This window comes from Pseudomonas oryzicola (assembly GCF_014269185.2).
Taxonomy (GTDB): Bacteria; Pseudomonadota; Gammaproteobacteria; order Pseudomonadales; family Pseudomonadaceae; genus Aquipseudomonas; species Aquipseudomonas oryzicola.
In genome coordinates this window covers 957,442-971,698 of record NZ_JABWRZ020000001.1, presented here as the reverse complement: position 1 = coordinate 971,698, position 14,257 = coordinate 957,442, and the positions used below count along the sequence as shown (strand labels likewise).

General features: G+C 63.5%; 10 protein-coding genes. All 10 read left to right on the top strand.

Annotation, left to right across the window (positions count from 1 at the left end):
• The first annotated feature begins 28 nt into the window (after window positions 1–28).
• The 10 genes from gluQRS to acs all read left to right on the top strand — a co-directional run bounded on the left by gluQRS (window position 29) and on the right by acs (window position 14,224).
• Window positions 29–916, top strand: a complete 888-nt coding sequence (gene gluQRS, locus HU760_RS04375; protein WP_186672922.1) for a tRNA glutamyl-Q(34) synthetase GluQRS — start codon at window positions 29–31, stop codon at window positions 914–916.
• A gap of 245 nt (window positions 917–1,161) precedes the next feature.
• The gene (locus tag HU760_RS04370; protein ID WP_003250005.1) at window positions 1,162–1,338 is read left to right on the top strand and encodes a hypothetical protein; all 177 of its coding nucleotides are present in this window, start codon (window positions 1,162–1,164) and stop codon (window positions 1,336–1,338) included.
• Window positions 1,322–4,297, top strand: coding sequence for a sensor histidine kinase (locus tag HU760_RS04365; protein ID WP_170032713.1), 2,976 nt, complete (start codon window positions 1,322–1,324; stop codon window positions 4,295–4,297). Before HU760_RS04370 ends, HU760_RS04365 begins: the two co-directional genes overlap by 17 nt.
• A 4-nt stretch (window positions 4,298–4,301) precedes the next feature.
• Window positions 4,302–5,741 (top strand): sigma-54-dependent transcriptional regulator, encoded by a 1,440-nt coding sequence (locus HU760_RS04360; protein WP_186672921.1) that lies wholly within the window; start codon window positions 4,302–4,304, stop codon window positions 5,739–5,741.
• Between the two features lie 777 nt (window positions 5,742–6,518).
• The gene (locus tag HU760_RS04355) at window positions 6,519–7,907 is read left to right on the top strand and encodes a polynucleotide adenylyltransferase PcnB (RefSeq protein ID WP_186672919.1); all 1,389 of its coding nucleotides are present in this window, start codon (window positions 6,519–6,521) and stop codon (window positions 7,905–7,907) included.
• Window positions 7,904–8,383, top strand: coding sequence for a 2-amino-4-hydroxy-6-hydroxymethyldihydropteridine diphosphokinase (gene folK / locus HU760_RS04350; RefSeq protein WP_186672917.1), 480 nt, complete (start codon window positions 7,904–7,906; stop codon window positions 8,381–8,383). The genes HU760_RS04355 and folK overlap by 4 nt, the downstream gene beginning before the upstream one ends.
• Before the next feature lie 259 nt (window positions 8,384–8,642).
• Window positions 8,643–9,443, top strand: a complete 801-nt coding sequence (panB, locus tag HU760_RS04345; RefSeq protein ID WP_186672915.1) for a 3-methyl-2-oxobutanoate hydroxymethyltransferase — start codon at window positions 8,643–8,645, stop codon at window positions 9,441–9,443.
• Window positions 9,440–10,303: a pantoate--beta-alanine ligase gene (gene panC, locus HU760_RS04340; protein ID WP_186672913.1), complete on the top strand. Its 864-nt coding sequence runs from the start codon at window positions 9,440–9,442 to the stop codon at window positions 10,301–10,303. The genes panB and panC overlap by 4 nt, the downstream gene beginning before the upstream one ends.
• A gap of 185 nt (window positions 10,304–10,488) precedes the next feature.
• Window positions 10,489–12,153, top strand: a complete 1,665-nt coding sequence (gene pgi, locus HU760_RS04335; RefSeq protein WP_186672911.1) for a glucose-6-phosphate isomerase — start codon at window positions 10,489–10,491, stop codon at window positions 12,151–12,153.
• Between the two features lie 136 nt (window positions 12,154–12,289).
• Window positions 12,290–14,224: an acetate--CoA ligase gene (gene acs / locus HU760_RS04330; RefSeq protein WP_186672909.1), complete on the top strand. Its 1,935-nt coding sequence runs from the start codon at window positions 12,290–12,292 to the stop codon at window positions 14,222–14,224.
• The last annotated feature ends 33 nt before the right edge of the window (window positions 14,225–14,257 follow it).

Sequence of the window (14,257 nt, the reverse complement as noted above, 5' to 3'; positions counted from 1 at the left end):
CCGTTTCATTTATATGCCCAGCCTGACCATGACCCACTCAAGCTACATCGGGCGTTTCGCCCCCACCCCCAGCGGCTTCCTGCACTTCGGCTCGCTGGTCGCCGCCCTCGCCTCCTGGCTCGATGCCCGCGCCGTGAACGGCCGCTGGCTGCTGCGCATGGAAGACACCGACCCGCCTCGGGAAATGCCCGGTGCTCGCGATGCCATCCTGCAGACCCTGGAGCGCTACGGCCTGGAGTGGGACGGCGAAGTAGTGTTCCAGAGCCAGCGGCACGATGCCTATGCCGCGGTGGTCGACCGCCTGTTCAACATGGGCCTGGCCTACGCCTGCACCTGCTCACGCAAGCAGCTTGAGGGTTACAACGGTATCTACCCGGGCCTTTGCCGCAATGCGGGGCATGCCAGGGATGGCGCGGCGATCCGCCTGCGCGTGCCAGAGCTGATCTACCGCTTTACCGACCGCGTACAGGGCGAGTTCCAGCAGCACCTGGGGCGTGAAGTGGGCGATTTCGTCATCCAGCGCCGCGACGGGCTGTATGCCTACCAGCTGGCGGTGGTACTGGACGATGCCTGGCAAGGTGTTACCGACATCGTGCGTGGCGCCGACCTGCTCGACAACACGCCACGCCAGCTGTACCTGCAAGAGTTGCTGGGCTTCTCGCAGCCGCGTTACCTGCATATTCCGCTGATCGTGCAGCCGGACGGGCACAAGCTGGGCAAGTCGTACCGCTCGCCGCCGCTGCAGGCGGACCAGGCGACACCGCTGTTACTGCGGGCGCTGCGGGCGCTGGGGCAGAAAGCCGACCCCGAGTTGTTACTGGCAACGCCGGCGGAGATATTGGCGGTAGCTCGCAAGCAGTGGCGGCCCGAGGCGATTGCACAGCGGACCACGGTGCCAGAGGCTGATTTGCGCTGAGGCATTACCGGCCTCTTCGCGGGCACGCCCGCCCCCACAGGAACTACACCACCTTCAAGATTTGTGGTTTACCTGTGGGAGCGGGCGCGCCCGCGAAGAGGCCCGCACAGGCAACCCACCCTTCAAAAACAAAAGCCCAATAAATTCAACCCCTTGGCGAACCCCATGGATTCCCGCTAGCATCCGCCCAGCCATTTGCGCCAATAATAAGTCCAAGCCCGCAGCGCCCAACCATCGAGGCCAGCATGTACATCTATCGTTTGGTCCTGCTTCTGGTCGTGGGGATCTACCTGTTCTCCCCCGCCATCATGGACTGGTGGATCGAACCGACCGGAGCCTGGTACCGCCCTTACCTGCTCTGGCTGATCCTGATCGTCGTCACCTTCATCCTGCAGAGCCAACGAGATGCCGATGAGCTTTAGCCTGACCCAGATGATCCTGATCAGCGCCGCGTACCTCATGGTGCTGTTCGGCGTGGCCTGGATCAGCGAGCGGGGGTTGATCCCGCGCTCGATCATTCGCCACCCGCTGACCTACACCTTGTCGCTCGGCGTGTATGCCAGTGCCTGGGCCTTCTATGGTTCGGTTGGCCTGGCCTACCAGTACGGCTACGGCTTCCTCGCCTGTTACCTGGGGGTGTCCGGGGCATTCCTGCTGGCACCGGTGCTGCTCTATCCGATCCTCAAGATCACTCGCACCTACCAGCTGTCATCGCTGGCCGACCTGCTGGCATTCCGCTTCCGCAGTACCTGGGCCGGCGCGCTGACCACCATTTTCATGCTGATCGGCGTGCTGCCCTTGCTGGCCCTGCAGATCCAGGCAGTGGCCGATTCGATCAGCATTCTCACGGGCGAACCGGTCAAGGCCCGGGTGGCCTTCGCCTTTTGTACCCTGATCATTCTGTTCACCATCTTCTTTGGTTCGCGGCACATCGCCACGCGCGAGAAACACGAAGGGCTGGTGTTCGCCATCGCCTTCGAGTCGGTGATCAAGCTGCTGGCGCTGGGCGGCATCGGCCTGTATGCCCTGTATGGCGTGTTCGGCGGCCCGCACCAGCTGGAGGTGTGGCTGCTGCAGAACCAGACCGCCCTGGCGGCCTTGCATACCCCGCTGCAGGAGGGGCCATGGCGCACCTTGCTGCTGGTGTTCTTCGCCTCCGCCATCGTCATGCCGCACATGTATCACATGGCCTTCACCGAAAACCTCAACCCGCGCTCGCTGGTCAGTGCCAGCTGGGGCCTGCCGCTGTTCCTGCTGCTGATGAGCCTGGCCGTGCCGCTGGTGCTGTGGGCCGGCCTCCGCCTGGGCGCCAGCACCAACCCCGAGTATTTCACCCTGGGCCTGGGGATTGCCGCCAACAACCAGGCACTGGCGCTGCTGGCCTACATCGGCGGCCTGTCGGCGGCCAGCGGGCTGATCATCGTCACCACGCTGGCGCTGTCCGGCATGGCCCTCAACCACCTGGTGCTGCCGCTGTACCAGCCGCCGGCCGAAGGCAATATCTACCGCTGGCTGAAGTGGACCCGCCGCGCGCTGATCGTCGCCATCATCACCGCCGGCTTCATGTTCTACCTCACTCAGAACAACCACCAGAGCCTGGCCAACCTGGGCATCGTCGCCTTCGTCGCCACCCTGCAGTTCCTGCCGGGTGTGTTGTCGGTGCTGTACTGGCCCACCGCCAATCGCCGCGGCTTCATCGCCGGCCTGCTGGCCGGTACCCTGGTGTGGATGGTGACCATGCTGTTGCCGCTGCTGGGCAACCTGCAGGGCTTCTACATCCCGCTGCTGGACATGATCTACGTGCTGGACGACACCAGCTGGCACATGGCGGCGATCGCCTCGCTGGCGGCCAACGTGCTGCTGTTCACCCTGATCTCGCTGTTCACCAACGCCAGCAATGAAGAGGTCAGTGCAGCCGAAGCCTGTGCAGTGGACAACGTGCGTCGCCCGCAACGGCGCGAGCTGCACGCCGCCTCGCCGCAGGAGTTCGCCACCCAGCTGGCCAAGCCACTGGGCGCCAAGGCCGCACAGAAGGAAGTGGAACAGGCCCTGCGCGACCTCTATCTGCCGTTCGATGAGCGTCGCCCTTATGCCTTGCGCCGCCTGCGCGACCGTATCGAGGCCAACCTGTCCGGCCTGATGGGCCCCAGTGTGGCGCAGGACATGGTCGAGACCTTCCTGCCGTACAAGTCCGGTAACGAAAACTACGTGACCGAGGACATTCACTTCATTGAAAGCCGCCTGGAAGACTACCACTCGCGCCTGACCGGCCTGGCCGCCGAACTCGATGCCCTGCGCCGCTACCACCGCCAGACCCTGCAAGAGCTGCCAATGGGCGTCTGCTCGTTGGCCAAGGACCAGGAAATCCTGATGTGGAACAAGGCCATGGAAGAGCTCACCGGTATCGCCGCCAAACACGTGGTCGGCTCGCGCCTGGTTACCATCGACGAACCCTGGCGCGGCCTGCTGCAAGGGTTCATCAACGTGCCCGACGAGCACCTGCACAAGCAGCGCCTGGCGCTGGATGGCCAGCCGCGCTGGCTGAACCTGCACAAGGCAGCGATCGACGAGCCGCTGGCGCCGGGCAACAGCGGCCTGGTGCTGCTGGTGGAAGACCTCACCGAAACCCAGGCGCTGGAGGACAAGCTGGTGCACTCCGAACGCCTGGCCAGCATCGGCCGCCTGGCGGCCGGCGTGGCCCACGAGATTGGCAACCCGATCACCGGCATCGCCTGCCTGGCGCAGAACCTGCGCGAGGAACGCGAGGGCGATGGTGAAATCATCGAGCTGTCCAGCCAGATCCTGGAACAGACAAAACGGGTATCGCGCATCGTCCAGTCGCTGATGAGCTTCGCTCATGCCGGCGGCAGCCACCAGAACAGCGAAGAGCCGGTGTGCCTGGCCGAAGTGGCGCAGGACGCCATTGGTCTGCTGGCGTTGAACCGGCGTAATTTCGAAGTACAGTTCTTCAACCTCTGCGACCCGGACCACTGGGTCGAAGGGGACCCGCAGCGCCTGGCCCAGGTGCTGATCAACCTGCTATCCAACGCCCGCGACGCCTCGCCGCCCGGCAGTGCCGTGCGCGTGCGCAGCGAGGTCAACGAGCACACCGTCGACCTGATCGTCGAGGACGAAGGCAGCGGGATCCCGAAGAACATCATGGACCGCCTGTTCGAACCCTTCTTCACCACCAAGGACCCGGGCGAAGGAACCGGACTGGGGCTCGCTCTGGTCTATTCCATCGTGGAAGAGCATTATGGGCAAATCACCATCGACAGCCCGGCCGATATCGAACGGCAACGTGGCACCCGGATCCGCGTGACCCTGCCCCGGCATGTCGTAGCGACGTCCCCTGAAATTCGCGACCGTCGAGAGAATTGAATCAATGCCGCACATTCTGATCGTCGAAGACGAAACCATCATCCGCTCGGCCTTGCGTCGCCTGCTCGAACGGAACCAGTACCAGGTCAGCGAAGCCGGCTCGGTGCAGGAAGCCCAGGAACGCTTCAGCATTGCCACCTTCGACCTGATCGTCAGCGACCTGCGCCTGCCTGGTGCACCCGGTACCGAACTGATCAAGCTCGGCCAAGGTACCCCGGTACTGATCATGACCAGCTATGCCAGCCTGCGCTCGGCAGTCGACTCGATGAAAATGGGCGCGGTGGACTACATCGCCAAGCCCTTTGACCATGACGAGATGCTGCAGGCCGTGGCGCGTATCCTGCGCGACCGGCAGAATGCCCCTGCCGTCGCTGCGGTTGCCGAGCCACGCGCCAGCAATGGCAAGGCTGCCCCGGCCGACAAGGGCAGCGCCCCGGCCAATGGCGAGATCGGCATCATCGGCTCGTGCCCACCGATGCAGGACATGTACAGCAAGATCCGCAAGGTCGCGCCCACCGACTCCAACGTGCTGATCCAGGGCGAGTCGGGTACCGGCAAGGAGCTGGTGGCCCGCGCCCTGCACAACCTGTCGCGCCGGGCCAAGGCCCCGATGATCTCGGTGAACTGCGCAGCCATCCCCGAAACGCTGATCGAGTCCGAACTGTTCGGCCATGAAAAAGGCGCGTTCACCGGCGCCAGTGCCGGGCGGGCGGGCCTGGTGGAAGCTGCCGACGGTGGTACCCTGTTCCTCGATGAAATTGGCGAACTGCCGCTGGAGGCCCAGGCCCGCCTGTTGCGTGTGTTGCAGGAAGGCGAAATCCGCCGGGTCGGGTCGGTGCAGTCGCAAAAGGTCGATGTGCGCCTGATCGCCGCTACCCACCGCGACCTGAAGAACCTGGCCAAGATCGGCCAGTTCCGTGAAGACTTGTATTACCGCCTGCACGTGATCGCCCTGAAACTGCCGGCCCTGCGCGAGCGCGGCAATGACGTCAACGAGATCGCCAGGGCCTTCCTTGCCCGCCAGAGCGCGCGCATCGGCCGCGACGACCTGCACTTCTCGGCCGAAGCCGAACAGGCCATTCGTCATTACAGCTGGCCGGGTAACGTACGAGAGCTGGAAAACGCCGTTGAGCGGGCAGTAATCCTCAGCGAGAGTGCAGAAATTTCCGCTGACCTGCTGGGCATCGATATCGAGCTGAGCGACCTGGAGGAGGACGAGATCCTCGACAACGCCCTGGCTGTGTCCACTGCGGCCAACGCCAGCCACGAACCGACCGAGGACCTGTCGCTGGAAGACTACTTCCAGCACTTCGTGCTCGAACACCAGGATCACATGACCGAAACCGAGCTGGCCCGCAAGCTCGGGGTCAGCCGCAAATGCCTGTGGGAGCGCCGCCAGCGCCTGGGCATTCCGCGGCGCAAGAGCAACGCCACCAGCGAATAACCGACCTGCCTGGGCAGGACGATCCTCCTGCCCCTTCGCTATCAGCCTCACCGGTCTGTTCGCGGGCACGCCCGCGAATGGGCCGGCATGGCCAACCCACCTCTCAGGTAACACTCCAGCTTCAGCAAAAATCTGTTACCCAAGCTTCCGCCGTAACAGTTCACGAGGCGTACGGTAACGAAATTTCCACATTTTCAGCCTGTGAAATTTCCCACAAACGCCTCAACCCATTGATTTTACTGGGTTCTGAAAAGTTGGCACGGCACCTGCTATATGTCTGGTACAAGAACAATAACAAGCACTGCAACTCAGAATAAGAACAAGACGAAACGGCTCACGCACAATAAAAACAAGACGGCGGAGGCGCAGCTAACTGATTCTTTTGGAGAGGATGCGTGTTTGGGGCTTGCCCCACAACCAGGCTGAGAACAACAAAAACTGCACTGAAAAGCAGCGCCTGAACTGGTTGGATCGACCGATCAACATGACAATCAGCGACCAAAGCAATCCGTTTGCTCTTACCCCTGGCTTGGGGGTCGTCCACAAGCTTCGAGATTTGTGGGCAGGGCACTCAACAAAAACAAGAAGCCCAGCAGAAAAACAATAAGAGCACGCAACGACTTCTTGGGGAGCTTAGGCTCCCCTTGTCGTTTCTACCCTTCCGGCAGGCATCCTGCTACCCGCCTACACCATTCCTTGAGTAAATGCTAGAATCCCCGCCCATCATGCGGCCATTCTCCTATTCTTGGCCGAACATTCCTTCAAACAGTGCATCCCATGCTGAAGAAGCTGTTCCAGTCGTTCCGCCCGCCCGTACCGGGCCCGCATCACAGGCGTACCACACCTGAGGTGATCAACAAGAGCCAGCATTCGCTGCAGCGCCACCAGTTCAGCCGCCATGCGGTGAACATCGTGGAACGCCTGCAGAGCGCCGGCTACCAGGCTTACCTGGTCGGTGGCTGTGTCCGCGACCTGATGCTTGGCATCACCCCCAAAGACTTCGACGTCGCCACCAGCGCCACCCCCGAACAGGTCCGTGCCGAATTCCGCAACGCGCGCATCATCGGTCGCCGCTTCAAGCTGGTCCACGTGCATTTCGGCCGTGAGATCATTGAAGTCGCCACTTTCCGCGCCCACCATTCGGAAGACGATCAGGGTGACAGCCACCGCTCGTCGCACAATGCCAGCGGCCGCATCCTGCGTGACAATGTGTACGGCACCCTGGAAGAAGACGCGCAACGCCGCGACTTCACCATCAACGCCCTTTACTACGACCCGGTCAGCGAACGCATTCTCGACTATGCCAATGGCGTGCACGATATCCGTAATCGCCTGCTGCGCCTGATCGGTGACCCGACCCACCGCTATCAGGAAGACCCGGTGCGCATGCTGCGCGCGGTGCGCTTTGCCGCCAAACTCGACTTCGGTATCGAAAAGCACACTGTGCAGCCGGTGCGCGAACTGGCACCGCTGCTGCGCGAGATTCCGCCAGCGCGCCTGTTCGAGGAGAGCCTCAAGCTGTTCCTCTCGGGCCAGGGCGCCATCGCCTTCGAGATGCTGGTCGACCTGCAGCTGTTCGAACCGCTGTTCCCGGCCAGTGCACATGCCCTGGACGAGCGCCCGACCTACACCCATACCCTGATCAGCCAGGCACTGCACAACACCGACCTGCGCGTGAAACAAGGCAAACCGGTGACTCCGGCGTTCCTCTTCGCCGCGCTGCTGTGGCCAGCCCTGCCGGCCCGCGTACTGCACCTGCAAGCCCAGGGCGTGCCGCCCATCCCGGCCATGAACGGTGCGGCCCACGACCTGATTGCCGAGCAATGCGCGCGCATCGCCATCCCCAGGCGCTTCACCCTGCCGATCCGCGAGATCTGGGACATGCAGGAGCGTCTGCCACGGCGCAGCGGCAAGCGCGCCGATGTATTGCTGGACAACCCGCGTTTCCGCGCCGGTTACGACTTCCTGCTGCTGCGCGAAAGCGCTGGGGAAGAAACCGACGAGCTCGGCCAGTGGTGGACCGACTACCAGGATGCCAACGACAGCGAGCGCCGCGAGATGATCCGCGAGCTGGGCAGCCGTGACGAAGGCAGCAGCGCTGGCCCACGTAAACGCAAGCGCAGCGGCGGCAAGCGCAAGCGCGGCGGCGACGAGGCATTCGAGTGACCACCCGCGCGTATATTGGCCTGGGCAGCAACCTGGACGCACCTGCCGAGCAGCTGCGCAATGCCCTGCAGGCGCTCGACCAGCTAGAGGACACGCGCCTGGTAGCGGCTTCGGCCCTGTACACCAGTGACTCGCTGCTGCCAGGGCAACCGCGCTACACCAATGCCGTCGCCGCCCTGGACACCGCCCTGCCACCGTTGGCCCTGCTCGATGCGTTGCAGGCCATCGAAAATGATCAGGGGCGCGTGCGCCTGGAGCGCTGGGGCCCGCGCACACTGGACCTGGACATTCTGCTGTTCGGCGACCAGGTGCTTGATGAGCCACGCCTGAAAGTGCCGCATTACCACATGCATGCTCGGCCTTTCGTGCTGTATCCGCTGGCCGAACTGGTACCGGGCGATTTCCGTCTGGCCGATGGCCGCGTCCTCGCGCAATTGCTCGAAGAATGCCCGTTCGTCGGCCTCGAACGCCTGTAAACCGGGCGTTCCAGCCTTGCACAGCGGCGCGGTAACGCCAGTAACACCCTGAACGTAACAATGCGGTAACAGGGTGATTGACTTCCCCCACCTCGCTCACGACTATAGGCGTCCCGTGTGGCACCGAAGTGCCGCTACCCGTATTTAGGCCCGGACGGACCTGTGCCCGAACATCACGCGCGATGATGTGCCGCTCCGGAAGATGACTACGCGTTGAATGCAGTCGTTTTTTAAAGCGCCTGAACGAGGAATTTCCTACATGCCTGAAGTAACCCTGACCACCCTCAATGGCCTCAAGGCCAAGGGTGAAAAAATCACCATGCTGACCTGCTACGACGCGACCTTCGCCAAGGCCGCCAGCCAGGCCGGTGTCGAAGTGTTGCTGGTGGGTGACTCGCTGGGGATGGTCCTGCAAGGCCACGACAGCACACTACCAGTAACGACCGCGGACATGGCCTACCACACCGCCAGCGTCAAACGTGGCAACGACGGCGCGCTGATCCTCACCGACCTGCCGTTCATGGCGCACGCCACCCCAGAACAGGCCTTTGCCAACAGTGCCACGCTGATGCAGGCCGGCGCCCACATGGTCAAGATCGAAGGCGCAGCCTGGCTGGCCGAGACCATCCGCTTGCTGGCCGAGCGTGGCGTACCGGTATGCGCGCACATGGGCCTGACCCCGCAAACCGTCAACGTGCTGGGCGGCTACAAGGTCCAGGGCCGCCAGGAGGCCCAGGCCCGGCAGATGCGTGCCGACGCCATCGCCCTGGAGCAGGCTGGTGCGGCCATGCTGCTGCTCGAATGCGTGCCCAGCGAGCTGGCGGCGGAAATCACCAGTGCCGTAGGTATTCCGGTGATCGGCATTGGCGCCGGCAGCGGCACCGATGGCCAGGTGCTGGTCCTGCACGACATGCTCGGCCTGTCGCTGAGCGGTCGCATGCCGAAGTTCGTGAAGAACTTCATGCAAGGCCAGCCGGATATCCACAGCGCCCTCGTCGCTTACGTCGAGGCAGTCAAGCAGGTCAGCTTCCCTGGCAGCGAACACGGGTTCAGCGCATGAATACAGTCAAGACCGTCCGCGAATTGCGTGCCGCCGTTGCGCGCGCCCGTAGTGAAGGCAAGCGCATCGGCTTCGTGCCGACCATGGGCAACCTGCACAGCGGCCACGCGGCCCTGGTGACCAAGGCCGCACAGCGTGCTGATTTCGTGGTCGCCAGTATCTTCGTCAACCCGCTGCAATTCGGCGCCAACGAAGACCTCGACAAATACCCGCGCACCCTGGCCGCCGATCAGGAGCGCCTGTTGCAGGCCGGCTGCAACCTGTTGTTTGCGCCTACCGTCGAAGAAATGTACCCCGACGGCATGAGCGTGCAAACCCGCGTCAGCGTTCCCCAGCTTTCCGAAGGCCTGTGCGGCGCCAGCCGGCCCGGGCATTTCGAAGGCGTGGCTACCGTGGTCACCAAGTTGTTCAACATGGTCCAGCCCGACCTTGCCGTGTTTGGCGAAAAGGACTTCCAGCAACTGGCGGTGATACGCGCCATGGTGCGCGACCTGAACATGCCGATCCAGGTCATCGGCGAGCCCACCGTGCGCGCCGAAGATGGCCTGGCGCTGTCGTCGCGCAACGGTTACCTGACACCTGAGCAGCGGGCTACGGCACCGGCGTTGTACCGCACCTTGCAGCACATCGCTGCGGCCATTGGCCGGGGCCAGCGCGATTTCGCCGCGCTGGTTGCCGAAGGTCAGGCGCAACTGACTGCCGCTGGTTTCCGCCCGGACTACCTGGAAGTGCGCCATGCCGTGAGCCTGCGTCCGGCAATGATCGATGACCGCGACCTGGTGGTAATTGCGGCAGCTTATCTGGGTAACACGCGGTTGATCGACAACCTTTACCTGCATGTGGAAGAGAAGACGGCGTAACGGCCTGGGGCTGCCTTGCAGCCCATCCGCAGGCAAGCCAGCTCCTGCAGGGGCGCAAAGCGCCCCAAATTCCCTCTGCCATACCCATTCCCTGCCAGTGGCCTTTGCCTATAATGATGCCAGCCTGAACCCGGCAATGACTGCCGTGTCCAAGGCATCACCACGCACCAAGGGAACCCCGCGCAATGGCGTATTACCGTACACCCCACGATGTGACGGCCCTGCCCGCCTGGCAGGCGCTCCAGCAACACCGCGACGCCATGCAAGGCTTCAGCATGCGCGAAGCCTTCGCCGCCGATGCCAAACGCTTCGACCAGTTCTCCCTGAGCTCCTGCGGCCTGTTTCTTGACTACTCGAAGAACCTGATCACCGAACAGACCCGTGACCTGCTGGTGAACCTGGCCGACCAGGTCGGCCTGCAAGATGCCATCAAGTCGATGTTCAGCGGCGAAATCGTCAACGCCTCCGAAGGCCGCCCGGTGCTGCACACTGCCCTGCGCCGTCCGGTGGGCGACAAGCTCAGCGTCAACGGCGTGAACGTCATGCCGGAAGTGCACAAGGTACTCAACCAGATCACCGAACTGGTCGGCCGCATCCATGACGGGCTGTGGCGCGGCTACAGCGAGAAGCCGATCACCGACGTGGTCAACATCGGCATCGGCGGTTCGTTCCTCGGCCCCGAACTGGTCTCCGAGGCGCTGCTGCCCTATGCCCAACGCGGCGTGCGCTGCCACTACCTGGCGAACATCGACGGCAGTGAGTTCCACGAGCTGTCGGCCAACCTGCGCGCTGAAACCACCCTGTTCATCGTCTCGTCGAAGTCGTTCAATACCCTCGAGACCCTGAAGAATGCCATGGCCGCTCGCACCTGGTACCTGGCCCAGGGCGGCTCGGAAGCCGAGCTGTATCGCCACTTCATCGCCGTGTCCAGCAACAAGGCCGCTGCCGTGGCCTTTGGCATCCGCGAAGAGAATATCTTCCCGATGTGGGACTGGGTGGGCGGGCGCTACTCGCTGTGGTCGGCCATCGGCCTGCCGATTGCCCTGGCCATCGGCATGGCCAACTTCAAGGAACTGCTGTCCGGTGCCTACACCATGGACCAGCACTTCCAGACCGCACCGTTCGAAAAGAACATGCCGGTGCTGCTGGCCCTGCTGGGCGTCTGGTACGGCAACTTCTGGGGCGCTAACAGCCACGCGATCCTGCCGTACGACCATTACCTGCGCAACATCACCAAGCACCTGCAGCAGCTGGACATGGAGTCCAACGGCAAGAGCGTGCTGCAGGATGGCACCCCGGTGAAGACCGATACCGGCCCGGTGATCTGGGGCGGCGTCGGCTGCAACGGCCAGCACGCCTACCACCAGCTGCTGCACCAGGGCACCCAGCTGATTCCGGCCGACTTCATCGTGCCGGTAGTGAGCTTCAACCCGGTCGCCGACCATCATCAGTGGCTGTACGCCAACTGCCTGTCGCAGAGCCAGGCGCTGATGCTGGGCAAGACCCGCGAAGAGGCCGAAGCCGAGCTGCGCGCCAAGGGCCTGAATGAAGCGGACATCGAGAAGCTGGCCCCACACAAGGTGATCCCGGGTAACCGCCCGAGCAACACCCTGGTGGTGGAGCGCATCAGCCCACGCCGTCTGGGCGCCCTGGTGGCGATGTACGAACACAAGGTGTTCGTGCAAAGCGTGATCTGGGGTATCAACGCTTTCGACCAGTGGGGTGTGGAACTGGGCAAGGAGCTGGGCAAGGGCGTTTACCAGCGCTTGGTCGGCAGCCTGGAAGACAGCGCCGAAGACGGCTCCACCCAGGGCCTGATCAACTACTTCCGCGGCCGTCACCGCGGTTGATCCGAAACCTGCACCGGCCTCTTCGCGGGCGTTCCTGCGAAGAGGCTGGTGCAGGCGGAACACCTCTCCCAGCTACACTGTCCTATCGAATAGCCGTTGCAGTCCATCGCCCCTTACAAGAGCAGGACCACCCGCCATGTTCGATATCCGTAACTACCCACAGGCCCTGGCCGTCAGCCAGTCCGCCGCACTCTCCCCGGACGACTACCGTCGCCTCTACCGCCAATCGGTCGATGACCCCGACGCTTTCTGGGCCGAACAAGCCCGGCGCCTGGACTGGATCAAGCCCTGGTCGAGCGTGCAGCAATGCGACCTGAAGACCGGCCAGGCGCGCTGGTTCGATGGCGGCCAGCTCAATGTCAGCTACAACTGCATCGACCGCCACCTGACCCGGCGCGGTGATCAGACCGCGTTGCTGTGGGAAGGTGACGACCCCAAGGACGCCAAGGCCATCACCTACCGCGAACTGCACCGCCAGGTCTGCCGCCTGGCCAATGCCCTGAAAGCGCGTGGGGTGAAGAAAGGCGACCGGGTGTGCATCTACATGCCGATGATCCCCGAAGCCGCCTTTGCCATGCTCGCCTGCACCCGCATCGGCGCCATCCACTCGGTGGTGTTCGGCGGCTTCTCGCCCGATGCCCTGCGCGACCGCATTCTCGATGCCGACTGCCGCACCGTGATCACCGCCGATGAGGGCGTGCGCGGCGGCAAGCGCATCCCGCTGAAACACAACGTCGACAAGGCCCTGGCCAGTTGCCCCGCAGTCAGCAGCGTGTTCGTGGTGCGCCGTACTGGCGCTGACGTCGCCTGGGCCGACGGCCGCGACCTCTGGTACCACGAGGCAACGGAAAAGGCCGGCGACGATTGCCCGGTCGAGCCGATGGAGGCCGAAGACCCGCTGTTCATCCTGTATACCTCCGGCAGCACCGGCAAACCCAAGGGCGTGCTGCATACCACCGGCGGCTACCTGCTGCAGGCCACCCTTACCTTCAAGGTGGTGTTCGACTACCGTGACGGCGAGGTGTTCTGGTGCACTGCGGACGTCGGCTGGGTCACCGGCCACAGCTACATCGTCTATGGCCCGCTGGCCAATGGCGCGATCTCGCTGATGTTCGAAGGTGTGCCCAACTACCCCGACAGCTCGCGCTTCTGGCAGGTCGTGGACAAGCACAAGGTGAACATCTTCTACACCGCCCCGACCGCCTTGCGCGCCCTGATGCGTGAAGGCGACGGGCCGCTGCAGGGCACCTCACGCCAGAGCCTGCGCCTGCTCGGCAGCGTCGGCGAGCCGATCAACCCTGAAGCCTGGGAATGGTACTTCGAGGCCGTCGGACAGAAGCGCTGCCCCATCGTCGATACCTGGTGGCAAACCGAAACCGGCGGCATCATGATCACTCCCCTGCCCGGCTCGCAGGTGCTCAAGCCCGGCTGCGCCAGCCAGCCCATGTTCGGCGTGCAACCGCTGCTGCTGGATGACAAGGGCAAGCTGATCGAAGGCCCGGGGGCCGGCCTGCTGGTCATCAAGGCCAGCTGGCCAGGGCAGATCCGTAGCGTCTATGGCGACCACCAGCGCATGGTCGACACCTACTTCAAGCCCATGCCTGGCTATTACTTCACCGGCGACGGCGCTCGCCGCGATGCCGATGGCGACTACTGGATCACCGGGCGCATCGACGACGTGATCAATGTTTCCGGGCACCGCATTGGTACCGCCGAGGTGGAAAGCGCTTTGGTGCTGCATGACAGCGTTGCCGAAGCGGCCGTGGTCGGTTATCCCCATGATCTCAAGGGCCAAGGGGTGTACGCCTTTGTCACGACGATGAACGGGGTAACACCGGACGACGCGCTCAAGGCCGAGCTACTGGCCTTGGTCAGCAAGGAAATCGGCAGTTTCGCCAAACCCGAGCTGATCCAGTGGGCCCCGGCACTGCCCAAGACACGCTCTGGCAAGATCATGCGGCGTATACTGCGCAAGATCGCCTGCAACGAACTGGACAACCTGGGCGATACCTCGACCCTGGCCGACCCCAGCGTGGTGCAGGGCCTGATCGACAAACGCCTCAACCAGTAACCGGCGGCCGCTGTACATGGCCGCCCTGCATCG

What these genes read in the sequence shown, in the direction of transcription:
- panB (WP_186672915.1), top strand. Translation starts at nt 8,643, where the DNA reads ATGCCTGAAGTAACCCTGACCACCCTCAATGGCCTCAAGGCCAAGGGT.
- HU760_RS04365 (WP_170032713.1), top strand. Translation starts at nt 1,322, where the DNA reads ATGCCGATGAGCTTTAGCCTGACCCAGATGATCCTGATCAGCGCCGCG.
- panC (WP_186672913.1), top strand. Translation starts at nt 9,440, where the DNA reads ATGAATACAGTCAAGACCGTCCGCGAATTGCGTGCCGCCGTTGCGCGC.
- HU760_RS04355 (WP_186672919.1), top strand. Translation starts at nt 6,519, where the DNA reads ATGCTGAAGAAGCTGTTCCAGTCGTTCCGCCCGCCCGTACCGGGCCCG.
- HU760_RS04360 (WP_186672921.1), top strand. Translation starts at nt 4,302, where the DNA reads ATGCCGCACATTCTGATCGTCGAAGACGAAACCATCATCCGCTCGGCC.
- gluQRS (WP_186672922.1), top strand. Translation starts at nt 29, where the DNA reads ATGACCCACTCAAGCTACATCGGGCGTTTCGCCCCCACCCCCAGCGGC.
- pgi (WP_186672911.1), top strand. Translation starts at nt 10,489, where the DNA reads ATGGCGTATTACCGTACACCCCACGATGTGACGGCCCTGCCCGCCTGG.
- HU760_RS04370 (WP_003250005.1), top strand. Translation starts at nt 1,162, where the DNA reads ATGTACATCTATCGTTTGGTCCTGCTTCTGGTCGTGGGGATCTACCTG.
- acs (WP_186672909.1), top strand. Translation starts at nt 12,290, where the DNA reads ATGTTCGATATCCGTAACTACCCACAGGCCCTGGCCGTCAGCCAGTCC.